Source organism: Pseudoalteromonas sp. ABE4_541, assembly GCF_056312285.1.
On the sequence record NZ_JBSVEM010000010.1, the window covers coordinates 18,317 to 41,735 of the forward strand.

Annotated in this window: 18 protein-coding genes; 8 read left to right on the forward strand and 10 right to left on the reverse strand. The window is 42.2% G+C overall.

Annotation, left to right across the window (positions count from 1 at the left end):
• Window positions 1-136: 136 nt before the first annotated feature.
• From ACW689_RS11280 to ACW689_RS11290, 3 genes are all read left to right on the forward strand, one after another.
• Window positions 137-550 (forward strand): hypothetical protein, encoded by a 414-nt coding sequence (locus ACW689_RS11280; RefSeq protein WP_476291367.1) that lies wholly within the window; start codon window positions 137-139, stop codon window positions 548-550.
• A gap of 130 nt (window positions 551-680) precedes the next feature.
• A complete protein-coding gene (locus ACW689_RS11285; protein WP_476291369.1) occupies window positions 681-1,016 on the forward strand; it encodes a hypothetical protein in 336 nt (111 codons plus the stop codon).
• A 1,003-nt stretch (window positions 1,017-2,019) separates the two neighbouring features.
• Window positions 2,020-2,505: a hypothetical protein gene (locus tag ACW689_RS11290; protein WP_476291371.1), complete on the forward strand. Its 486-nt coding sequence runs from the start codon at window positions 2,020-2,022 to the stop codon at window positions 2,503-2,505.
• A 105-nt stretch (window positions 2,506-2,610) separates the two neighbouring features.
• Here the strand turns inward: ACW689_RS11290 and ACW689_RS11295 are convergent, their stop codons facing one another.
• The 3 genes from ACW689_RS11295 to ACW689_RS11305 form a co-directional block, all read right to left on the reverse strand.
• Window positions 2,611-4,026, reverse strand: a complete 1,416-nt coding sequence (locus ACW689_RS11295) for an FAD-dependent oxidoreductase (RefSeq protein ID WP_476291373.1) — start codon at window positions 4,024-4,026, stop codon at window positions 2,611-2,613.
• Window positions 4,027-4,034: 8 nt separating this feature from the next.
• Complete coding sequence (gene gltB, locus ACW689_RS11300) at window positions 4,035-8,489, reverse strand: glutamate synthase large subunit (protein ID WP_476291375.1); 4,455 nt, start codon at window positions 8,487-8,489, stop codon at window positions 4,035-4,037.
• Window positions 8,490-9,010: 521 nt separating this feature from the next.
• A complete protein-coding gene (locus ACW689_RS11305) occupies window positions 9,011-9,358 on the reverse strand; it encodes a Grx4 family monothiol glutaredoxin (RefSeq protein WP_476291377.1) in 348 nt (115 codons plus the stop codon).
• Window positions 9,359-9,597: 239 nt separating this feature from the next.
• Here ACW689_RS11305 and ACW689_RS11310 point away from each other — a divergent pair, with 239 nt between their 5' ends.
• From ACW689_RS11310 to ACW689_RS11325, 4 genes are all read left to right on the forward strand, one after another.
• Window positions 9,598-10,179 carry a superoxide dismutase gene (locus tag ACW689_RS11310; RefSeq protein ID WP_476291379.1) on the forward strand — a complete coding sequence of 194 codons (582 nt, stop codon included), beginning with the start codon at window positions 9,598-9,600 and terminating at the stop codon, window positions 10,177-10,179.
• A 206-nt stretch (window positions 10,180-10,385) separates the two neighbouring features.
• The gene (locus tag ACW689_RS11315) at window positions 10,386-12,308 is read left to right on the forward strand and encodes a PrkA family serine protein kinase (protein ID WP_476291381.1); all 1,923 of its coding nucleotides are present in this window, start codon (window positions 10,386-10,388) and stop codon (window positions 12,306-12,308) included.
• 27 nt (window positions 12,309-12,335) lie between these two features.
• Complete coding sequence (locus ACW689_RS11320) at window positions 12,336-13,619, forward strand: YeaH/YhbH family protein (RefSeq protein ID WP_476291383.1); 1,284 nt, start codon at window positions 12,336-12,338, stop codon at window positions 13,617-13,619.
• An 18-nt stretch (window positions 13,620-13,637) separates the two neighbouring features.
• Window positions 13,638-15,152 carry a SpoVR family protein gene (locus ACW689_RS11325; protein WP_476291385.1) on the forward strand — a complete coding sequence of 505 codons (1,515 nt, stop codon included), beginning with the start codon at window positions 13,638-13,640 and terminating at the stop codon, window positions 15,150-15,152.
• Between the two features lie 137 nt (window positions 15,153-15,289).
• On the opposite strand, the gene ACW689_RS11330 is transcribed toward ACW689_RS11325, so the two are convergent.
• Both ACW689_RS11330 and ACW689_RS11335 read right to left on the reverse strand, forming a co-directional pair.
• Window positions 15,290-16,285 (reverse strand): sensor domain-containing diguanylate cyclase, encoded by a 996-nt coding sequence (locus ACW689_RS11330; RefSeq protein ID WP_476291387.1) that lies wholly within the window; start codon window positions 16,283-16,285, stop codon window positions 15,290-15,292.
• 4 nt (window positions 16,286-16,289) lie between these two features.
• Window positions 16,290-17,294, reverse strand: a complete 1,005-nt coding sequence (locus ACW689_RS11335; RefSeq protein ID WP_476291389.1) for a response regulator — start codon at window positions 17,292-17,294, stop codon at window positions 16,290-16,292.
• 283 nt (window positions 17,295-17,577) lie between these two features.
• Between ACW689_RS11335 and tpx the strand changes: the two genes are divergently transcribed.
• A complete protein-coding gene (gene tpx / locus ACW689_RS11340) occupies window positions 17,578-18,099 on the forward strand; it encodes a thiol peroxidase (protein ID WP_476291613.1) in 522 nt (173 codons plus the stop codon).
• Window positions 18,100-18,167: 68 nt separating this feature from the next.
• On the opposite strand, the gene ACW689_RS11345 is transcribed toward tpx, so the two are convergent.
• The 5 genes from ACW689_RS11345 to ACW689_RS11365 form a co-directional block, all read right to left on the reverse strand.
• Window positions 18,168-18,920 carry a class I SAM-dependent methyltransferase gene (locus ACW689_RS11345; protein ID WP_476291391.1) on the reverse strand — a complete coding sequence of 251 codons (753 nt, stop codon included), beginning with the start codon at window positions 18,918-18,920 and terminating at the stop codon, window positions 18,168-18,170.
• A gap of 161 nt (window positions 18,921-19,081) precedes the next feature.
• Window positions 19,082-19,726, reverse strand: coding sequence for an adenylate kinase (adk, locus tag ACW689_RS11350; protein ID WP_476291393.1), 645 nt, complete (start codon window positions 19,724-19,726; stop codon window positions 19,082-19,084).
• A gap of 155 nt (window positions 19,727-19,881) precedes the next feature.
• Window positions 19,882-21,795: a molecular chaperone HtpG gene (gene htpG / locus ACW689_RS11355; protein WP_476291395.1), complete on the reverse strand. Its 1,914-nt coding sequence runs from the start codon at window positions 21,793-21,795 to the stop codon at window positions 19,882-19,884.
• A 401-nt stretch (window positions 21,796-22,196) separates the two neighbouring features.
• Window positions 22,197-22,802: a recombination mediator RecR gene (gene recR, locus ACW689_RS11360; protein WP_476291397.1), complete on the reverse strand. Its 606-nt coding sequence runs from the start codon at window positions 22,800-22,802 to the stop codon at window positions 22,197-22,199.
• Window positions 22,803-23,034: 232 nt separating this feature from the next.
• Entirely contained in the window at window positions 23,035-23,178 is a 144-nt protein-coding gene (locus ACW689_RS11365; RefSeq protein ID WP_476291399.1) for a hypothetical protein, read from the reverse strand.
• Between the last annotated feature and the right edge of the window lie 241 nt (window positions 23,179-23,419).

Sequence of the window (23,419 nt, forward strand, 5' to 3'; positions counted from 1 at the left end):
TATGACCCTTTGTCTTTTTACTTACCTTATGAGTGAAAATATCGAGTATGTAAAATAAGACTTTTTTGGTGTGTTATAAATCGCCAAAATGGGACAGAATAAGCCGTTAGCTTTTTCAAAAAACTAAGGAGTAAGGATGAAATCTAGAGATGATGTTTGGAAAGAAGCTTGTTCAACATCAATGAATAAATGGATTGGTATTATTGAAGAAGAAACCGAAATTATTTCATTTGGCTCTAATCCAACACAAAAAATGCACGATCTAATTGATAAAATTAAACATGCAATTGCAACAGGCGAAAATGTCGATACATCTATAAATGAGCTTATCCAAGATGCTTTTGATAAAGGCGTTCAGAGTGGCTTTGCCAAGGGGCTAACTAAATTTATTGATGGCTCGATAACAACAAAGAAAATTAGAAATGAGGATAGTTGGATCCTAAGCACCAATTCTAAGCAATACCAAATTACCGCCAAGTTACCAAGTGCTGGCGAAAAAGCAATTCAAACTACTTCATATATAAAAATCAGTGATCACGGCTTTGAGTAACACAAGCTACGAATGCCTAAGCCAAAGGACGCAAAACAGCTGACTTGCACCACTCTTCGTTTAGTTTAGCCTGCTATGTTGCACCAGTTAAACAATACCTCAGTGTTCAAGGTGCCCACAAGGAGTATCAGTGAAAGTAAGTAAATCTTTATCATCTCTTCATAAGCTTTTGAAAGATAAAGAAGCTGCGAGTCAAAAGTTAAATACAAATGATATTTTAGACGCTACAGGATGGAAAGTTGCTACCTTCAAAACATATTGGAATAAAGGGCAATTAGCCGATTTTATTAGTGAAGTAACAAACGGGGTTTTTGAGGCTTCAAATTGCCAGGATATTTCAGAAATTGAATTTGCTAAGCTATTATCTCAAAGTAAACACAGGCGTGGATTAGGCCACAACTGCAAATCAAAACTTGCCAAAGCGCTTCTTAGTAAATCAAAAGATAATAAACCGAAATTGCTTTGATGCCGTATTGGCAAAAAACAAGTGGAAGCAAAGTGATAATAAATTTCACTACAAAAACAAGAATCCTGAAATTCATTACTACTCATATGATCTAGTAGAGGAGTTCATAAAAAAGATCATGGATAAAGAAACTTATTTAGAAGTAACTAAACAATGGCACAACGCTAGTAAATAAACGCCAAAAAATAACTAATAGAAATACTGGGGGTCAACTCTTGCATAGCAATAAATAAAGGTACAAGCGCAGGCACTTCCCTATCTGCAAAGTAAGTCGGATTTTTGTCGGATGGCGGCGCTGCGCGCCATATACCGACCTACACAAAAGGTAGGTTGGTTAAGCCGAAGGCGCCACCCAACAAAGTTTCAGATTCACGCTTTGAAGGTCTGCTTCAAGCACTTTCCAGTCCATACTCTCAGCTACAATCGTCGCTTTTAACCTGCTATTTAGATACGCGCCTCATTAAGCACACTCAGCAGACCCCCAACAAAAAAGCCCGCTATTGCGGGCTTGATGGTCAAAGTACCTAGCTTGAAAACTCACTCGACGCCAAATACTAAACAAATGAACAAAAATACCTTTTGTGGTGTTTCAACCTTCAAACATGGCTTTATATATTAGTAGTCACTACCAGTGAGCAGCTTAGGATTGCTGGTTTTATGGGGCGTTTCTAATGTAGCTAATGGTGATGCTTTACATCATATTGCGATAACCAACCTAAGATATACCAAAAATAACTGTGCAGCCGATATTTGATAAGTTGCTCTAAACTATATGCATCGTTTTACACTTTAAATACTGGTGTGTAGATACATTTGTTAACATTATCAGTATACATTGTTTGGTAAATTTATATCAATCTTACTCGAACGACTCCTATCGATGACTTTAGTTAGAGTATCGATGAGTTTTTCGATTTATTCATTCGCACCTGTAACTGAGACGCCCAGATGCAAATTTAAATATAATAAGTAATCGCCTAATTATGATTTAAGGACCAAATCAATGAACAAAAGCTTGCTTTTATTAACACTCACCCCTTTTCTCAACAACTGCGGGAGCGACGCTATCGCAGCACAAAATACCAACTTAGAAACGCAAGAGCCACCGCCAAATAGTTGTACCGGATTTGAAGCGCCAAATATCAATGTATTTGTGAGGAATTCATTAGATGAAGCTATGATTATCGATAGCGCACATGTTTCCATCCATAGCTTTAGTGTCAATAGCACACATCAACAAGCAGACTTTATTGAAGATGCGACATTCATACCCGATGAAGACAATAATGCACAAAGTCAAAAGGGTGCTTACTGGACTACATTTGGGGCGAATGAACAAAGTGTGAACTTGGGAATTACTGTGTCGGCCCCCAACTACCATACATTTGTTACCAAAAACATTGCATTCGAAATAGACACAAAATGTGGTTCGAATAATAGCATTACCTATACCGCTTATTTATGCCCATTAGGCTCCTCTTGCTTGTAATTATGATGCTTAAATACAACTCAGTTACGTATGATCTAAAAAGCCCGCTGTTGCGGGCTCGATGGTCTTACTACTTAGTTTGAAACTAATGTCCGAATAGCGTGATTACACGTCCAAGTAATCGAGAATACCTTCTGCGGCGTTTCGGCCTTCGAAGATGGCGGTAACCACTAAGTCGGAGCCGCGTACGGCATCGCCGCCTGCGAAGATTTTTGGGTTACTGGTTTGGTGGGTAAATTCGCCTTTTTCTGGTGCTTCGATGCCGCCCCAGTGGTTAATTTCCACATCGTATTGCGCTAACCACTCAAGGCTATGTGGTTTAAAACCAAATGCCATCAATACCGCATCCGCTTCTAACACATGCTCAGAGCCTGCGACCTCTTCGGCGCGACGACGGCCATTGGTATCGGGCTCACCGAGTTTAGTTTGCACCATTTCAACGCCAGTAACATGACCTTGCTCGTTCACCAAAATACCTTTTGGTTGCAGGTTAAATTTAAACTCAACCCCTTCTTCTTTGGCATTTTTTACTTCGCGACGAGAGCCTGGCATGTTTTCTTCATCTCGACGATAGGCACACACAACCGATGCGGCGTTTTGTCTAACAGAGGTACGCACACAGTCCATTGCCGTGTCGCCACCGCCGAGTACCACGACCTTTTTGCCTGCCATATCAATAAATGGCTGTTTTGATTCGTCATACCCCATCACACGATTGGTATTGCCAATCAAAAATGGTAATGCGTCATACACCCCTTGTGCGTCCTCATTCGCCAGTCCACCGCGCATGCTTTGATAAGTGCCCACCCCCACGAATACCGCATCGTACTGCGATAGCAGCTCATCCATGCTGATGTCTTTGCCGATTTCCGTATTCAGTTGAAACTCAACGCCCATTTCGGTGAAGATCTCGCGACGTTTTTCCATCACTGACTTTTCTAACTTGAACGATGGAATACCAAATGTGAGCAAGCCACCGATCTCTGGGTTGCGATCAAACACCACTGGTTTAACGCCGTTTCTGACCAGAATATCGGCACAGCCTAACCCCGCAGGGCCAGCCCCAATAATGGCGACTTTTTTATCGCTCCACACCACATACGACATGTCGGGCTTCCAGCCTTGTGCAAAGGCCGTGTCGGTGATGTATTTTTCGATATTGCCTATGGTCACCGCGCCAAACTCTTCGTTCAACGTGCATGACCCTTCGCAAAGTCTATCTTGCGGGCAAACGCGGCCGCATACTTCCGGTAAACTGTTAGTGCGATGAGACAGCTCCGCCGCCTCAAAAATACGTCCTGTGCGAATTAACTTTAACCACTGCGGAATATAGTTGTGTACGGGGCATTTCCATTCGCAATAGGGATTCCCACAATCTAAGCATCGGTCAGATTGCGAGTTCACTTGGCTTTTTGAAAATGGCTCATAAATTTCTACAAATGACTGCTTACGTGTTGAAATCGGCTTTTTTCGCGGATCAACACGCTGCACGTCGATAAATTGATATACGTTCTCGCTCATACTTCCCCCTATTGAGCCTGCACACGAAGCTCTGCGCTGCTGCGCGCTCTATGCCCTAATAGGCTTTTTACATCACTGGACTTTGGCTTTACCAATTTAAACATTGGCAGATATAAATCAAAGTTTGCCAAGATCTGCTCTGCACGTGACGAACAGGTCAAATCAAGATGCTCAGCAATGAGTCCACGTAAGTGTTCTTGATGTGAGGCCAGCTCGGTTAGCTCAACCACTTCAACCAGCTCTGGGTTGATACGCTTTTCAAAGTCGCTGTTTTCATCAAGCACGTAAGCAAAACCGCCGGTCATACCCGCGCCAAAGTTCACGCCAATTGACCCAAGTACGCATACCACACCGCCAGTCATATATTCGCAGCCATTGTCACCCAAACCTTCAACAACGGCTTGAACACCAGAGTTACGAACCGCAAAGCGCTCGCCTGCTCGACCTGCCGCAAAGAGCTTACCGCCCGTTGCACCGTACAAGCAGGTGTTGCCCATGATAGTGGCTTGATGACTGGCAAAGCTTGAGCCCATTGGTGGGCGGATCACCAGCTTGCCACCAGCCATGCCTTTACCCACATAGTCGTTGGCATCTCCCACCAGCGTCATTTCTAAACCACCGGCGTTCCACACACCAAACGATTGGCCTGCGGAACCGTGCAGCTCTATTGCAACTGGATCTGCCGCCATCCCTTGGTTGCCATGCAAACTTGCGATATAGCCCGACAGCATCGCGCCAACAGAACGGTCGGTGTTGCTGATGCGGTTAACCAGTGAAATGCCCGACTTGCTATCAATCGCCTGCTTAGCTTTATCAAGTAGTAACTCGTTGAGCTCCCCTTGGTAATGCGACGTGTTAGGTGCAGAACAATAAACCGTTTCACCCGTTGGATTGTTTGGTTTAGCAAGTAAGCCTGACAGGTCTAGTTTGCTCTGCTTGGCTGTACGCCCTTCTATCATTTCAAGCAAGTCAGTGCGGCCAATTAAATCTACTAACCTCGTGATCCCAAGCTCAGCCATTAATTCACGCGCCTCTTGAGCAATAAACTTGAAGTAGTTCATCGCCATTTCTGGCAAGCCGTGGTAATGTTTTTGGCGCAGTGTTTCATCTTGTGTTGCAACACCTGTCGCACAGTTATTTAAGTGACAAATCCTCAGATACTTACAACCCAGTGCTACCATTGGCCCGGTACCAAAACCAAAGCTTTCGGCGCCTAAAATTGCAGCTTTCACAATATCTAAACCGGTCTTCAAACCTCCGTCGGTCTGTAAACGAATGCGATGACGTAAGCCGTTTTCAACCAGTGCTTGTTGTGTTTCTACAAGACCAAGCTCCCATGGGCTGCCCGCATATTTCACTGAGGTGAGTGGGCTTGCCCCCGTGCCACCATCGTAACCTGCGATGGTGATCAAATCCGCATAAGCTTTTGCCACACCAGTGGCAATCGTACCCACCCCCGGCTCAGACACTAACTTAACTGAGATCATAACACTTGGGTTGACCTGCTTGAGGTCGAAAATCAGCTGGGCTAAATCTTCTATTGAATAAATATCATGATGTGGTGGTGGTGAGATCAAAGTCACACCCGGAACCGAATAACGCAATTTAGCAATGTAAGGGGTGACCTTTTCACCTGGTAATTGACCACCTTCCCCAGGCTTTGCCCCTTGTGCCACCTTGATTTGAATAACATCGGCACTTTGTAAGTAATGCGGTGTGACGCCAAATCGACCAGAGGCCACTTGTTTGATACGTGAGTTTTTCTCGGTACCAAAACGCAGTTTGTCTTCGCCGCCTTCACCGGAATTTGAACACCCACCAAGGCGGTTCATTGCAATAGCCAAAGCCTCATGTGCTTCTGGCGATAACGCGCCGATACTCATGGCAGCTGAGTCAAAACGTTTATAAAGTTCTGTCGCTGGCTCTACATCATCAACGCTCACTGGCGTTTGTTCTTTCAGGGCTAGTAAATCACGCAAATTGGTAACGGGACGATTGTTAACTAAATCAGCGTATTTTTGGTAATCTTCATAGCGACCCGAACGCACAGCCACTTGCAAGGCTTTTACAACGTCTGGGTTATAGGCGTGATATTCACCACCATGCACATACTTGAGTAACCCGCCATGACTCAGTAACTTGCGTTTACTAAAGGCCAACTTATGCAATTTCGCTTGGTCTTGTTCAAAGTCGTCGAAACATGCGCCTTGAATACGATTTGCGACACCTTTGAAGCACAGCTCAACCACATCATTGGACAAACCAACCGCTTCAAACAACATTGAACAACGATAGGACGCGATGGTACTTATGCCCATCTTCGACATGATTTTGTATAGGCCTTTGTTGATGGCATTGCGATAAGCCAGTGTGACTTCGCGATAGGTTTTGTTGATCACGCCGTTATCGCACATGGCAACGAGCGATTCATAAGCTAAATACGGATAAATAGCCGTGGCGCCAAAACCAAGCAACACAGCAAACTGATGTGGGTCTCGGGCACTGCCCGTCTCAACAATAATATTTGAGTCACAGCGTAAATTGGTATTCACCAAACGCTGTTGCACCGCCCCGACGGCCATTGCAGCAGGAACTGGCAGCATATTGTCACTCACATCACGGTCACTCAGTACCACCATCACGCACCCTGCTTGTGCTTTTGCTTGAGCTTCATCACATATGCGCTCAATTGCAGCTTTTAAACCCTCTCCGGGTGCGTAGTTTAGCGATACTTTGCAAATAGAATAGTGCTCATCATCGGCGCTACGAAGCTGTTGCATGTCAGAATACGACAGCACTGGCGAATCAAATTGCAAACGTTTGGCATGCCCTGTTGTTTCGTTAAACACGTTTTGCTCACGACCGATACAGGTAGCCAAAGACATCACGTGGTTTTCTCGAAGTGGGTCAATGGGTGGGTTCGTTACCTGCGCAAACTTTTGTCTGAAATAATCAAACAAAGAGCGGTAGCCTTCAGAGAGCACGGCAAATGGTGTGTCATCACCCATTGAGCCTGTGGCTTCTTGACCATTTTGTCCCATGATGCGAAGCACTTGATCAAGCTCTTCATTGCTGTAACCAAATAGTTTTTGATAGGTCAGCAACATGGCGTCATCAATATCTCGGCCACCTGCTTGGGTTTCATCAAGCTGTTCAAAAGGCGTTAAACGTTTTACGTTTTGTTCAAGCCATGCTTTGTATGGATGACGCGCTTTCAAATCTTGATCAATTTCATCCGATTGCCAAATTTTGCCATGCAGCGTATCCACGACCAATAGCTCACCTGGGCCTACACGGCCTTTGTCGATGACTTCATCGGCGGCGTAATCCCAAATGCCCACTTCTGACGCAAGCGTAATGAAGCCATCCTGCGTGAGTACATAACGCGCTGGGCGCAGGCCATTTCTATCTAGGTTACAGGCCGCGAATCGACCGTCTGACATGACGATACCTGCGGGGCCATCCCATGGTTCCATGTGCATAGAGTTAAAGTCATAAAATGCGCGTAAGTCATCATCCATCGCGCGGTTTTTCTGCCACGCTGGTGGCACTAACATACGCATCGCTCTGAATAAATCCATACCACCGGACAAAAATAGCTCCAGCATATTATCAAGGCTTGATGAATCTGAGCCTACCTCGTTCACAAATGGCGCAGCCGTTTGTAAATCAGGCAGTAAAGGCGATGAGAACTTGTAAGCTCGTGCTCTAGCCCACTGACGGTTACCCGTAATAGTGTTGATCTCACCATTATGCGCTAAATACCTAAAGGGCTGAGCCAGCGGCCAACGAGGTTGCGTATTGGTCGAAAAACGCTGGTGGAAAACACAAATGGCACTGGTCATGCGCATGTCAGCCAGGTCTAAATAAAAGTTTGGCAAGTCAGCTGGCATCATAAGGCCTTTATACACCGTTACTAGACCGGACAAGCTCGATACATAAAATTGCTTATCATGCTCTAAACGCTTTTCAATTCTGCGTCTTGCGATGTACAAACGGCGCTCTAAATCTTTTGGGCGCCACCCTTCAGGAGCGCTGACAAATATCTGTTCAAACTTGGGTAGTTGCTGCTTAGCAATAGGACCAAGCATTGACGGATCGGTAGGTACTTCTCGCCAGCCAACAATCGTCAGCGTTTCTTTTTCTAGTTCTTCATTGACTACTTTTTTAGCAGCGTTCGCCAATTCGTGTTCGGCGTTTAAAAATAAATTACCAACAGCGTAGTTTTTACCAAGGTGCCATTGTTGCTCAGCAGCAATTGCACGGAAAAAGCTATCTGGCTTTTGTAATAATAAACCACAGCCATCCCCCGTTTTACCGTCAGATGCAATACCGCCCCGGTGTTGCATTCGGTCCAAACCTTGTATCGCTGTTCTAATTAATTTGTGGCTGGCTTGGCCATTGATATGTGCTATCAGGCCAAACCCGCAATTATCTTTTTCTAGTGCTGAGTCATATAACATGGACTCCTCCCCTTGCTACAACTGCCTGTTGATTACACTTCTAACGAGATTCTGGCAGATACTCAAAACTAGCGAGGTTTTAAAATGGAGTCAACACAATTATGAATACATATTCACAAACTTGAATATTTCTCAATGGTAAGACAAGTTAACCTAAAACAATAAAAACAGGCCACACATCGTAATAAAAGCTTAAAAAAGCGCCATGACACCAGTGTCATTATGAACAAACAGTAAACAAACCATGAAGCAAGATCCAGTTTACGTAAACGTAAACCAGCACCAGAATGAATAAATATTCATGCACTTCACCTTTTTCTATGGGGCTAAAGCGAATGTTGCTGCATATTATTCAACTCACTTATTGCAAGTTTGAAAATTTATCGGCATTAAATTGATTTAGCGGCTAGATATGAATGACGTGCACGTTATAGGAAATAAGGATGAAGCGAATACTTTTCTTAGGACAATAAAAAGCCCAGCATAAACTGGGCTCATATCAAAATTCAAAAACGGATGAATTATTCCGCAGAATTTTCTTCTTCCGTTTTGTATTTTGCTGCTGTTTCTTGGATCAATGGCTGTAACTCACCACGTTGGAACATTTCAATGATGATGTCACAACCACCAATCAACTCACCTTCCACCCATAACTGTGGGAACGTTGGCCAGTTCGCATAGTGAGGTAACTCTGCTCGGATATCTGGGTTAAGAAGAATATCAACATAAGCAAATTGCTCACCACAAGCCATTAAAGCTTGAGAAGCTTGTGAAGAAAAACCACAGTTTGGTAATTTTGGAGAGCCTTTCATATATAAAAGAATTGGGTTTTCAGAAATTTGCTGTTTAATTTTATCAATGGTTTCCATCTTTAACCTCAAAGTGACGATAGCGTTTGGTCGATGATACATTCACAAGCTTGATTTATCATCAGTAAGACCATATTTACGAATAGTATTAAGGCAACGCCATTGCTGTTTGCCAAAACTTGAGTAAAATACTCGGGAATTATAGTATCATTATAATGCTAGCAGGTATAGAACAGTAGGCTGCAGTCGACTATGTTTCGTACTCTTGCTGACATTTACACAACAAAATGGAGATTAAAATGGCATTTGAACTACCGTCACTACCTTATGCAATCGATGCACTTGAGCCACATATTTCTAAAGAAACGCTTGAGTTTCACCACGGCAAACACCACAACACTTACGTTGTAAAACTAAACGGTTTAGTTGAAGGCACTGAGTTAGCAAACAAAACACTTGAAGAAGTAGTATGTAGTTCAGAAGGCGGTGTTTTCAATAACGCGGCACAGATCTGGAACCACACTTTCTACTGGCACAGCCTATCACCAAATGGCGGTGGCGAGCCTACTGGTAAAGTGGCAGAGCTTATCAATGCAAAATGGGGTTCATTTGCTGCATTCCAAGAAGCATTCAATGACAAAGCTGTTAACAACTTCGGTTCAAGCTGGACTTGGTTAGTACAACTTGCTGATGGTTCTTTAGATATCGTTAACACGTCTAACGCAGCAACACCATTAACTGATGCAGGTGTTACACCTATTCTGACTGTAGATTTGTGGGAACACGCATATTATATCGACTACCGCAATGTTCGTCCTGATTACCTGAAAGGTTTCTGGGCACTTGTTAACTGGGAATTTGCAAACGCGAACCTAGCTTAACAATTAACGGTGAAAACACCGTTATTATTATTGCATTAAAAGGCACTTTAGGTGCCTTTTATTTTATCTCATCCCTCTCCCCCAAATGCATTAAATATTTGGAATTTTTAGGCAAATTCTAAATATCATGACTAAGCTTAAAGTAACCTTTTTCCTTTCCTAGATTAAATAGCTTTCTTTAAATAAGCAGGTTACTGGAGGTCGTCATGACGATATTTGAACACTACCAAGCCAGATACGAAGCAGCGCAAGAAGAAGAGTACACAATCGCTGAGTTTCTTGAAATCTGTAAAGAAGATAAATCGGCTTACGCAAGCGCCCCGGAACGATTACTTATGGCTATCGGTGAACCTGAAATGGTAGACACAGCCAGCGATGCCCGCTTAAGCCGGATATTCTCCAATCGTGTTATTGGCCGCTACCCCGCATTCAGCGAATTTTATGGTATGGAAGATGCCATTGAGCAAATTGTCTCTTACCTAAAGCATGCCGCACAGGGGCTGGAAGAATGTAAGCAAGTGCTGTATTTGCTCGGTCCTGTTGGTGGTGGTAAATCATCCATTGCCGAAAAGCTTAAATATTTGATGCAACAGGTACCAATTTACGCTATCAAAGGTTCACCAGTTAACGACCACCCTTTATCACTGTTTAACCCAATTGAAGACGCTGAATTACTCGAAAAAGAATACGGTATTAAACCTCGTTACTTAAAAACCGTTATGTCGCCTTGGGCAACCAAACGCTTACATGAGTTCAACGGGGATATCAGTAAATTCAAAGTCGTAAAGCGTTATCCTTCAATACTGGATCAAGTTGCCATCGCAAAAACGGAACCTGGTGATGAGAACAACCAAGATATTTCAGCACTGGTTGGTAAAGTTGATATCAGAAAGCTAGAGCACTTTGCTCAAAACGATCCCGATGCATACTCCTACTCTGGCGCTTTGTGTTTAGCAAACCAAGGCCTTATGGAGTTTGTGGAAATGTTTAAAGCCCCTATAAAAGTGCTACACCCGCTTCTCACCGCCACACAAGAAGGCAATTACAACGGGACTGAAGGTATCTCCGCGTTACCGTTTAGCGGCATGATTTTGGCACACTCAAATGAATCGGAATGGCAGACATTTAAAAATAACAAAAACAATGAGGCATTTCTTGACCGTGTTTACATTGTGAAAGTCCCATATTGCCTAAGAGTTTCTGAAGAAGTTAAGATTTACAACAAGCTTATAGAAAACAGTGAATTAGCTGAAGCACCTTGCGCTCCAGGCACGCTCGAAACACTTGCTAAGTTTGTTGCACTTTCTCGCATCAAAGAGCCTGAAAATTCTAGTATTTACTCTAAAATGCGCGTCTATGATGGCGAGAGCCTCAAAGACACCGATCCTAAAGCAAAATCATATCAAGAATACCGCGACTATGCTGGCGTTGACGAAGGTATGAATGGCCTCTCTACTCGCTTTGCATTCAAGATACTTTCGCGCGTATTCAACTTTGATCACGCTGAAGTTGCTGCAAACCCGGTTCATTTATTCTATGTACTGGAACAACAAATTGAACGTGAGCAATTCAATGCTGAAATTCAAGAGCGCTATTTAAGTCACTTAAAAGGTTACCTTATTCCGCAATATGTCGAGTTTATTGGTAAAGAGCTACAAACGGCTTACCTAGAGTCTTATTCTGAATATGGTCAAAACATCTTTGACCGCTACGTTACATATGCTGACTTTTGGATACAAGACCAAGAATATCGTGACCCAGATACTGGCCAGTTATTTGACCGTGCAGCGCTAAATGCAGAACTTGAGAAAATCGAAAAGCCGGCGGGTATTTCAAACCCTAAAGACTTCCGTAATGAAATCGTGAACTTTGTTCTGCGGGCTAGAGCACACCACAATGGTCAAAACCCCGTTTGGACAAGCTATGAGAAACTACGCACAGTAATTGAGAAGAAAATGTTCTCAAATACTGAGGAGTTACTACCAGTCATCTCGTTCAATGCAAAAACCTCTGCGGAAGATCAGAAGAAACACGAAGACTTTGTGAATCGTATGGTTGAAAAGGGCTATACACAGAAGCAAGTTCGCTTACTCTCTGAATGGTATCTAAGAGTTAGGAAGTCACAGTAATACGATTAGAGACTGAGAGGGTGATTTATGGCGCATTTTATAGACCGTCGCCTGAACGGTAAAAATAAGAGCACGCTAAACCGACAACGCTTCATTAGACGCTACAAAAAGCAGATAAAGGAAGCCGTGTCGGATGCGATAAACAAGCGAAGCGTCACTGATATTAGCAGCGGAGAAAACATTTCTATTCCGCAGCGTGACATCAGTGAACCTGTTTTTCATCAAGGTAAAGGGGGGGATCGAGAAATGATCCACCCCGGCAATGACCAATTTAGTACTGGGGATAAAATTCAACGTCCACCCTCAGGGCAAGGTGGAGGCTCAGGTCCAGGTGATGCAAGCGATCAAGGTGAAGGCCAAGACGACTTCGTTTTTTCAATTTCAAAAGACGAGTACCTTGACCTTCTGTTTGAAGATTTGGAGCTACCAAACTTACAGCAGAGCCAGTTAGACAAGTTAGTGCAAATGAAAACCCATCGCGCTGGATTTTGTAATGATGGTATGCCTAGTAACTTAGATATTGTGCGGTCTTTAAGAGGCTCTCTTGCCCGAAGGGTAGCTATGTCAGCGTCAAAACGACGCCGGCTGGCTGAAGCCGAGGAGGAATTGGCTGCATTGTTGGAAGAGCCTGTGCCATCACAGCAAAAAATTTCTGAACTAAAAGCAGAGATTAAAGAGCTTAAACAGAAAATTGCCGCAGTGCCCTTTATTGACAACTATGATTTAAGATTCAGAAATTATGAGAAACGCCCTCATCCAACCAGTAAAGCAGTTATGTTTTGTTTGATGGATGTCTCAGGGTCGATGGATCAAGCCACTAAAGATATGGCAAAGCGCTTTTACATATTGTTGTATCAGTTTTTAACTCGCACTTACAAAAACATTGAAGTGGTGTATATACGTCACCATACTCAAGCCAAAGAGGTAGATGAACAAGAGTTCTTTTACTCACAAGAAACTGGCGGCACCATTGTATCTAGTGCATTGAAGTTAATGGATGAGATTGTAAAAGAACGATACTCGCAAGGTGATTGGAATATCTACGCAGCGCAGGCTTCTGATGGCGATAATTGGGCCGATGACTCTCCGCATTGCACCGACATCATGACCAATAAGCTACTCAAAGTAGTTAGGTACTATGCTTATATTGAGATCACAACGAGAGCACATCAAAGCCTGTGGCGAGAATATCAAACGATCGCTAACACTCATGATAACTTTGCTATGCAGCACATACGTTCTGTTGAAGACATATACCCTATCTTTAGGGAACTGTTTAAAAAGAACCGTCAACAACAAGGCGCTGCTTAGCGACATCGGAGGGAGCTTATGAGTTATAACCCAATGAATGATGGGCCAGACTGGACCTTTGATTTACTTGAGGAATATCAAGCTGAAATAGCAAGAGTCGCAGAGCACTACCGATTAGACACTTATCCAAATCAAATTGAAGTGATCACAGCCGAACAAATGATGGACGCTTACTCAAGTGTTGGTATGCCTATTGGATACAGTCACTGGTCATTTGGGAAAAAGTTTATTGCAACGGAGCAAAATTACAAACGCGGACAAATGGGTCTTGCTTACGAAATAGTAATTAATTCTAACCCGTGCATTGCCTACCTAATGGAAGAAAACACATTGCCAATGCAAGCTCTGGTTATGGCGCATGCCTGTTATGGACACAACTCGTTTTTTAAAGGCAATTATCTATTCAAGGCTTGGACTGACGCTTCATCCATTATCGATTACTTAGTATTCGCCAAGAACTACATTGCGCAATGTGAAGAAAAGCATGGTATTGATGAAGTAGAGAACCTTTTGGACTCATGTCATGCATTGATGAACTATGGCGTAGACCGCTATAAACGCCCGCAACAAATTTCAATGTATGAAGAACAAAAGCGTCAAAAGGAGCGCGAAGATTACCTGCAATCACAAGTGAATGAATTGTGGAGAACAATTCCTGTTAGCCAACAAGAAAAACAAATGAAAAAAGTGCGTTTTCCGAGTGAACCCCAAGAAAATATCCTTTATTTTATTGAAAAGAACGCACCTTTACTTGAATCTTGGCAACGGGAAGTGATCCGTATAGTGAGGAAAATCTCTCAGTATTTTTACCCTCAAAAACAAACTCAGGTAATGAACGAAGGTTGGGCGACGTTTTGGCACTACACTATTCTTAATCACCTATACGACGAAGGAAAAGTGTCCGATGCTTTTATGTTGGAGTTTTTGCAAAGTCACACCAATGTGGTTTACCAGCCTCCTTACAATAGCAAGTTTTACTCGGGTATAAATCCTTATGCTTTGGGTTTTAATATGATGGTGGATATACGCCGCATATGTGAAAACCCAACTGATGAAGACAAAAAGTGGTTTCCTGAGTTTGCTGGCAGTAATTGGTTAGACACACTCCACTTTGCTATGGAAAACTTTAAGGATGAGAGCTTTATAAGCCAATTTTTATCTCCTAAATTAATTAGGGACTTTAAACTGTTTACTATTATCGACAACCAAAGCTCAGCACACTTGGAAGTAGGTGCAATACACAATGATGAAGGCTATCAAAAAGTTCGCTCATCTTTGTCTGCACAATATAATTTAAGTAATCATGAACCTAACATTCAAGTGCACAACGTCGATATTAGAGGAGACCGTTCGCTGACTCTCAGATATGTGCCCCAAAATGGCATTCCATTAGCAGAGTCAAAACAAGAAGTGTTAAAACATCTTTACCGATTGTGGGGGTTTGCCGTCAAATTAGAACAAGTTGATGACAATGGTGAAAAACAAATCATTGCTCAATGCCCTATTGAAGAAAATGACTCTCAGGCAAGTTGATACTACACTATCACGCGCTACTCACACAGTGCGCTATGTGCCATAGCGCATTTTGTGGTTTTGAATGGCTTTGATTTGAACAAAAATCGACCTCAAAGAACAACACGCCCCATTATGCCAATTAAGCCTTCATATGCTTAATTGGCTTTCACTTTTGTGTGGTTCTTTTTAAGCTCTTCTGTGTATCCAGTCACTTGATTTCGGCCCGTGGTTTTTGAGTGATATAAAGCTATATCGGCCGCCTCAATCCACTGTTCATGTTTAGAGAATTCAGGGCTGTAGATTGCAAATCCCACACTCACAGTGATCTTTATCTCTTGCTCTTCATAAAAGATTGAAGACTTTTCAATGAGTGTACGTAGTCTTTCAGCAAATACTTTGGCACCTTCAGCATCAGTGTCAACCAATGTCACCGCGAACTCTTCCCCACCGTATCGACCTGCGGTATCTGTTTCGCGGAGTGTTTTCTTTAACAGGTCCGAAATATGCCTAATCGCTTCATCTCCGCCACCATGACCATATTCATCATTGACCTTTTTAAAGTGGTCAATATCGAACATGAGCAATGCACTACAGCCATTATTTCTGCGAAGGCGCATAAATTCATGTCTCAAACCCGCTTCCCAGTGCCCTCTATTTGCAAGCTGTGTAAGACTATCTGTACGACTGATACGTTCCAGTTCGTGATTGGCTCTTTCTAATTCAACTTTGTTCATCGCTTCATCGGTTACATCGTATATGATGATACAGATGTGGCCTACATCGCCAGTTAATGTAGACAACGGAATGATGGTTGAATTTTGGTACATATAATCCGCTTTACCAGTGATCGGGCGATAATTTTTAAAACGAAATATATAAGGTTGCTGCTCCCAGATAGTGAAGGAGCGGTTTTTAAGCACAAATACCGATTCTGCTTTTGAACGAAACCACTTTTCGTCAATACTCGGAAAAATATCAAATATGTCCTTATCTTTCACTGCGCTCGGTAAAAGGCCAGAGTGATTTTCCATAAACCCATTCCATACGCATACTCGGTACTCCCTATCCAACACCACCAGCCCAACATCAACTGTGTTGAACATGTCCATTAACCAATGTATTTCGTTCATTTCAAAATCAGCAGCAGGCATAATTCTAATCTTCTAATAAATAGGCAACTTTATATTTTAAAGTTTTCAGCGAGTCTTCTGTAAACAGTAGCATCAAATCGCAATTAATATCATGGTTTTCAATGCCGTAACTAATCTCAATCGCAAGTGTTCTTTGCCAACGATTTTTATTCGCTTTAACCAAATCTGAAACATCGCAGTGCTGACCTAATACAACGGGATGGCCTTGGCTAAATGGCATGTCTAGTTGCTTTGACAACCCAGTCAATATGGCGCCAATTAGAATGTTACTAATGTCCATCAAAAGCTCTAATTCTACTTTATCATTTAGCTCACCTTGATAATTCATCAATGAGGCAACTTCTTTAAAACTAGAGTCATTAAGCAACAACAACGCTTCTCCCGACACTCCGCCGCCAATAAAGCCCTGGCAAACCCCAGATGTACTTGCATTAGCGTCGATTGCCTGAAGTGCCATGTGAAGCTCACTCACTTCCAAAACATTGACATTCGGGATCGGAAGCTCAACAAACACATTCAATAAACGCGCAAGTAAGTCGCCCGCTTGGCCCATCGCAACATTGGTGAGTTCTTGGTATATATCTCTGATCTCTGGCTCTAGTTGTTCGCCTAGCTTGTGCACAAGACTTTCTCGGATTGCGCGGTCTCGAATACCATGGTGCTCAATAATTTCTACAAGCTTGTTGGCATCACAAGGCTTTCTAATAAAGTCGATCGCCCCCAATTCCATAACTCGTTGATGCGCATTTGGTTGAATATCACCTGAAACCACAACCGTTAATACGTTAAGCCCTTGCGTTTGAATTTCTTGAAGTACGCCATATCCATCTAATTGCGGCATATTAAGGTCGAGGAATAATATCTCTGGAGAGAATTGTTTAATTTTCTCTATACAGTCAATACCGTGCTCTGCAAACTCTACTTTTATGTCCCAGTCACTCGGCAGCGAGCGAGCCAATTGCCGTCTCGCTAATTTTGAGTCATCACATATTAGAACTAATGTTGACATAAAAACTCTCTTACATTGACAAACCACAATATTAATGAGATGTTATTAAATGGTTGCATTTGTTATTTTTGGCATTTAAGATTTAAAATGCCGACTATTTTTAACGCACATGTTAATACCGTCAGCCCTGATTTACAACGAAATTCCCTTCACGTGCTTGGTTCATAGTTAACAGTATAATACACTCTTTAAAATTACGATAACTGACAGTAGGACTTGGTTTATGTTTAAATCAGCACTTCTCACCGCTACCCTTTTTGCTGCGAATCTATATGCGCTCGACATGCAAGAAAACCAGTTAGACATCGGAAAGGTTACGGCCAATGGCAAACCCGTTACCTTGCTTGGCAATGGTGTTAAAGAGGGCGATCAAGCACCCAGCTTTAAAGTGGTCGATAGCGCATTCGTTCCAGTATCACTCAATGAATTTACGGGTAAAGCTGTATTGATCAGTGTAGTACCTAGTTTAGATACCGGCATTTGCAGCTTACAGACCAAGTATTTCAACGAAAAGGTAGCAAATGAATTTAGTGACATTGTTATGCTCACTATTAGCGCTGACTTACCATTTGCACAAAAGCGCTTCTGCCAAACTGAAAATATAGACAAAATTCAAACCCTTTCGGACTCAGTATGGCACGATTTTGGGCAAAACTATGGCTTATATATTAAAGATATGGGGCTATTAAGTAGAGCCGTTCTGATACTGGATAAAGATCACAAAGTGGTATATAAGCAACTCGTTGAAAATTTAGCGACTGAACCGAACTACGATAGCGTTATTGAAAAATTAAAGTCACTATAACAAACAAAGTGCCAGCGAAAACGCTGACACTTTTGTGATAAAAAATGGGTGATTAATTCGCAATTCAATTAAAGCTTACGAAATTTTAATACGCTTCTGTCTGTGTTATATCTGTTTTCAGGTAAAAATACAGACTTGGTTAAATCATCGTTGGGGTTGCGTAAAAACTCCCCTTTTGACTCCAATTTAAACCCAGCTGCTTCAATATCTTTTATCACGGCTGTTGGGTCCACACGATGAATTGACTTCCCTATTTTTTCGTTGTCTGCACCGCTCTGGGCATTGGCATCGATCACGCCAAACACAGCCCCTTTATTTAATTTACTGTAAATGCCTTTTAAGAACTTGTCTTTGTCTATTTTTGGCCAGCCATTTTCAGGATGAGCATAATATAAATCATGCATACCTAAAATAAATACCGCGGCATCATATTGCTCTTTGCTATTTTGTAATTCCTCGGGTTTAACAATCAGTGTTGAAACATTTTTCAAACGATTATCTTTTAGGCGCTCATCTACCGCCTTTTGCACAAACTGTTGCCAAGGTTGATTGTTATACATGATCACGTGACCTTTATCTGCAACCACGTAACTCATGAGCTCGGAGTAATATCCGCCACCAGCAAATACATCCAGTACTTTCATACCGGGTTTGATCTCGAAAAAGCGCATCACTTCGGCAGGCTTGCGCCTCTCATCTAGTGACTTATCTTTTTCTGAGCGTGCAGCATTGCTAACAGCATCATTGTATACATCAGCATAAACGGCAGTACTTGCCATTAACGCTCCGCCAAGCAAAGCACTCAAAAATGTGGTTTTCATTATTATTCTCCATTTGAGCGAAACAAACAGAGTTATACTAGCGTGAAAAGTAAGTCGAAGGTTGTTTATTTTGTAACTAGGTATGACTAGATTGCGAGGCTACGTACTGAGGTGTGAATATTGAGTATGCACTTTGCGAGCACATACTCAATAGAGATAATTTAGCCTAATAGCTCAGCTAATTTTTGGCTTACCGCATCAACTGCTTGTGTACCATCTAGCTTGTGGTACTGCGTGTTACCCGCGTCAGCTTCAGCTTGATAGTAAGATACGAGTGGCTTAGTTTGGTCGTGGTAAATACCTAAACGTTTACGTACTGTTTCTTCAACATCGTCATCACGAATGATAAGATCTTCACCCGTTACATCGTCTTTACCTTCAACCTTTGGTGGGTTGTAAACAACGTGGTAAACACGGCCTGAGCCTGGGTGCACACGACGACCGCCCATACGCTCAACGATAATTTCGTCAGCAACGTCAAACTCAATAACGTGGTCGATGCTGATGCCATTGTCTTTCATTGCATCTGCTTGTGGAATTGTACGAGGGAAGCCATCTAAAAGAAAACCTTTCACGCAGTCTTCTTTTGCAATGCGCTCTTTTACTAGGCCGATGATGATTTCATCAGAAACCAACTGGCCAGCATCCATCACTTTTTTCGCTTCTAGGCCTAACGGTGTGCCCTCTTTGATAGCTGCGCGTAACATGTCGCCAGTCGAGATCTGTGGAATACCGTATTTGTCCATTAAAAACTGTGCTTGAGTGCCTTTACCTGCACCCGGCGCGCCTAAAAGGATAATGCGCATAATTATGTTCCTCGTATCGGAGTTTATTTGAAATTGTCTAAATTTTTTCACATGCGCTCAAGATTCTCAAGCGACTTATACTAATTGCTAAGGTTTCTCAGCCATGATAAACGAAAAAAGGGGCCTATGGCCCCTTTTTAGACAAAAAGTACTGATTACTTGCTTAAATCAAGCATCAATTTGTTTAGGCGAGTAACAAAACCTGCTGGATCTTTTAAGCTTCCTCGCTCTGCTAGCAACGCTTGGTCTAATAATACTTCTGACCATTGCGCAAACTTGTCTTCATCTTGCTCAACATTTAGGTGCTTCACAAGTTGGTGCTCAGGGTTTAGCTCAAATACTGGCTTTTGCTCAGGAACCGCTTGTCCTACTGATTCCATCAGTTTTTGCATTTGTGAGCTCATATCGTGCTCATCTGCAACCACACACGCTGGTGAGTCAGTCAAACGGTGTGTAAAACGTACTTCTTTTACTTTGTCGCCAAGTACAGTTTTAACGCGCTCAACTAAACCTTCTACTTCTTTTTCGCTCTCTTCTTGCGCCTTTTTGGTTTCCTCGTCGTCCAAGTCACCCAAGTCTAAGTCACCACGCGTAATTGATTGCAATTGCTTCTCAGCAAACTCGGTTAAGTGGCTCATCATCCACTCATCAACGCGATCTGAAAGTAGTAGTACTTCAATGCCTTTCTTACGGAAGATCTCTAAGTGTGGAGAGTTCTTCGCAGCTTCAAAGCTGTCTGCAACCACATAGTAGATCTTGTCTTGACCTTCTTTCATACGCTCAATGTACTGCTCTAAAGACACATTTTGCGTGCTTTCATCAGTATGCGTAGAACTAAAGCGTAGTAGTTTAGCAATGGCTTCTTTGTTAGCCATATCTTCCGCTGGACCTTCTTTCATTACTTGGCCAAACTCATTCCAGAATGTTTGATACTCTTCTGGTTTGTTTTTGCCCATGCGCTCAAGCATTTTAAGTACGCGTGAAGTACAGCCTTTGCGGATAGCTTGCGTGATCTTGTTGTCTTGTAAAATTTCACGAGATACGTTCAGTGGTAAGTCGTTTGAATCTAAAAGGCCTTTAACAAAACGAAGGTAACTTGGCATAAACTGTTCAGCGTCATCCATAATGAATACGCGTTGTACGTACAATTTTAAGCCGCTTTGACGCTCACGATTCCACATATCGAATGGTGCTTTTTTAGGGATATAAAGTAAGCTGGTGTATTCAGTTTTACCTTCTACTTTATTGTGTGCCCAAGTTAGCGGCTCTTCCCAATCATGACCTACATGCTTGTAGAATTCTTTATATTCTTCTTCGCTGATCTCTGACTTGTCACGTGTCCAAAGTGCCGTGGCGCGGTTAATCGCCTCCCACTCGCCTGGTTTTGCTTCAATCTTTTCGCCATCTGGGCCTTCTGATTCCGGCACTGGTTCTTTGTACATTTCTACTGGAATAGAGATGTGATCAGAATACTTAGTGACGATACCACGCAGACGGAAATCATCTAGGAATTCGTTTTCGTCTTCACGAAGGTGAAGAATAATGTCGGTACCACGGCCTGCTTTTTCTACTTCAGCAAGTGTGTATTCACCCTCACCTTTTGAGTGCCACTCAACGGCTGTTTTTTCACCCGCTTTACGCGTAACAACAGTTACAGCATCTGCAACGATGAATGCAGAGTAGAAACCTACACCAAATTGACCAATTAATTGTGAGTCTTTCGCTTGGTCACCCGTTAGGTTTTGGAAGAACTCAGCTGTACCTGATTTTGCAATGGTACCTAATGAGCTGATCACTTCATCGCGCGTCATACCAATACCGTTATCTGAGATAGTAATAGTATTTGCGTCTTTATCTACACTTACACGAACGCGAAGCTCAGCGTCGCCTTCATATAAATCGCCATGTGATAGTGCTAAAAATCTGAGTTTATCTGCTGCGTCAGATGCGTTTGACACCAGTTCACGTAAAAAGATCTCTTTGTTTGAGTACAAAGAGTGGATCATCAGGTTTAATAGTTGTTTGACTTCTGTTTGAAAGCCTAATGTTTCTTTTTGAGCTGCGGTCATTGTTCTCTCCGGTATAACCAATTGATGCAGTGTTAATATGCTTAGAGATATGGGGTGAGGATTTTTAACTTCAAGGGGATGGTGTAAATTTTTTTGAGTAAATTGCTGGCTTAAGAACTCATCTACTTGCGAGATACAGAACAATACGATCTAAATCGCGCTCCCGACAACTCAAGTTAGCACTCATGAAGCCACCTTTAGTACTGCAATTAAGTGCAGCAATATTGTTTTAAAAAAACCGAGAAGATTACGCTTAAACGTATTATGTCAGGAAGACGACAGCCGTATATCAGAGCACTGTAGTCTTACTAATTGGATTCAGCGTTGCGGCTACTTTGTCATCCTGAACTTGTTTCAGGGTCTCATCACCTTACGAGTAACGTAAAAGCAACTATGCGTGATTATTGATTTAAACTACGCCTACCTGAAAACGCATGCATCAAAGTCATACCATCCACCAAATCAAGCTCGCCGCCCACAGGCATACCGTGCGCAATTCTAGATGCTTCAACATGATACTTATGACAAAGTTCACCAATAAAGTGAGCAGTTGCCTCACCTTCAACCGTTGGGTTGGTTGCCAAGATCACTTCATCAATATTGCCTTGCGACAACCTTTGCTCCAACAAATCTAATCCAATCTCTTTTGGACCTATGCCATCAATGGGTGACAAATGCCCCATCAGAACAAAATACAATCCTTGATATTGTCCCGTTTGCTCAATGGCCAATACATCTGTTGGCGACTCAACAATGCATAATAAGCGACTATCTTGGCGCTTAATACTTTGGCAGATATCACAATGGGTATTTTCAGTAAATGTTCTACAAGATTGGCAGTGGCCAATCACTTGCATCGCTTTGGTTAAGGATTCACCTAATTGAGTGCCACCATCTCGGTCACGTTCTAACAAGTGAAAAGCGATGCGTTGCGCCGATTTCGGGCCAATACCCGGTAAGCAACGTAAGGCTTCAATTAAGGCGGTTAAGCTGGGTGATAATTGCATAAAATACGTTCGATTTCCGCTGGCTTTGAAGTTAAATTAATTCTTATGGTTAACTGTGCAAAATTAACATAACAGGCCGTTACAGTACACTTAAGATTACTGAAATTACAGCGAAGGAATGGCAACGTTCAGGGCAAATGAGAATAGATAAAATGAAAAGATGGCAATAATAGCGGCATCTGCCTTTCGCATATAAGCGATCTACCGAAGTAGATCACTTATCAGCATTAACTTAGTTAACTTTACAACCTTTGTCAAAACACCCTGTTACAGTTGCATAGCCACCAGCCACTTTTTGAGTTGCTTTAGCATCAATTGCCACTGCATCTTTATTGTTTAATTTTTTTAGATTTTGCTTTTTTAGTTTTAAAGTCATAATAATATCCTTTTTATGTGTTTACCCTCATCTTGGGTACAGACAAAATCCCAAAGTCAAAAGTAAATGTCAAGGTTTATTTTTTATATTTAAAATATAATCAGAGTCTGGCTTGAATTTAAAGAAAAGAATTTTAATCATTTATAATAAATGAAATGAAAATATTCATATATTAAATGCTTTCTAAAAATAACATTTAATATATAACGGTTTAGCCAAGTAGCTTGCCCACTTCTTATTG

Coding starts and splice junctions, on each gene's coding strand:
- ACW689_RS11280 (WP_476291367.1), top strand. CDS start 137: ATGAAATCTAGAGATGATGTTTGGAAAGAAGCTTGTTCAACATCAATG.
- ACW689_RS11290 (WP_476291371.1), top strand. CDS start 2,020: ATGAACAAAAGCTTGCTTTTATTAACACTCACCCCTTTTCTCAACAAC.
- ACW689_RS11295 (WP_476291373.1), bottom strand. CDS start 4,026: ATGAGCGAGAACGTATATCAATTTATCGACGTGCAGCGTGTTGATCCG.
- gltB (WP_476291375.1), bottom strand. CDS start 8,489: ATGTTATATGACTCAGCACTAGAAAAAGATAATTGCGGGTTTGGCCTG.
- ACW689_RS11305 (WP_476291377.1), bottom strand. CDS start 9,358: ATGGAAACCATTGATAAAATTAAACAGCAAATTTCTGAAAACCCAATT.
- ACW689_RS11310 (WP_476291379.1), top strand. CDS start 9,598: ATGGCATTTGAACTACCGTCACTACCTTATGCAATCGATGCACTTGAG.
- ACW689_RS11315 (WP_476291381.1), top strand. CDS start 10,386: ATGACGATATTTGAACACTACCAAGCCAGATACGAAGCAGCGCAAGAA.
- ACW689_RS11320 (WP_476291383.1), top strand. CDS start 12,336: ATGGCGCATTTTATAGACCGTCGCCTGAACGGTAAAAATAAGAGCACG.
- ACW689_RS11325 (WP_476291385.1), top strand. CDS start 13,638: ATGAGTTATAACCCAATGAATGATGGGCCAGACTGGACCTTTGATTTA.
- ACW689_RS11330 (WP_476291387.1), bottom strand. CDS start 16,285: ATGCCTGCTGCTGATTTTGAAATGAACGAAATACATTGGTTAATGGAC.
- ACW689_RS11335 (WP_476291389.1), bottom strand. CDS start 17,294: ATGTCAACATTAGTTCTAATATGTGATGACTCAAAATTAGCGAGACGG.
- tpx (WP_476291613.1), top strand. CDS start 17,578: ATGCAAGAAAACCAGTTAGACATCGGAAAGGTTACGGCCAATGGCAAA.
- ACW689_RS11345 (WP_476291391.1), bottom strand. CDS start 18,920: ATGAAAACCACATTTTTGAGTGCTTTGCTTGGCGGAGCGTTAATGGCA.
- adk (WP_476291393.1), bottom strand. CDS start 19,726: ATGCGCATTATCCTTTTAGGCGCGCCGGGTGCAGGTAAAGGCACTCAA.
- htpG (WP_476291395.1), bottom strand. CDS start 21,795: ATGACCGCAGCTCAAAAAGAAACATTAGGCTTTCAAACAGAAGTCAAA.
- recR (WP_476291397.1), bottom strand. CDS start 22,802: ATGCAATTATCACCCAGCTTAACCGCCTTAATTGAAGCCTTACGTTGC.
- ACW689_RS11365 (WP_476291399.1), bottom strand. CDS start 23,178: ATGACTTTAAAACTAAAAAAGCAAAATCTAAAAAAATTAAACAATAAA.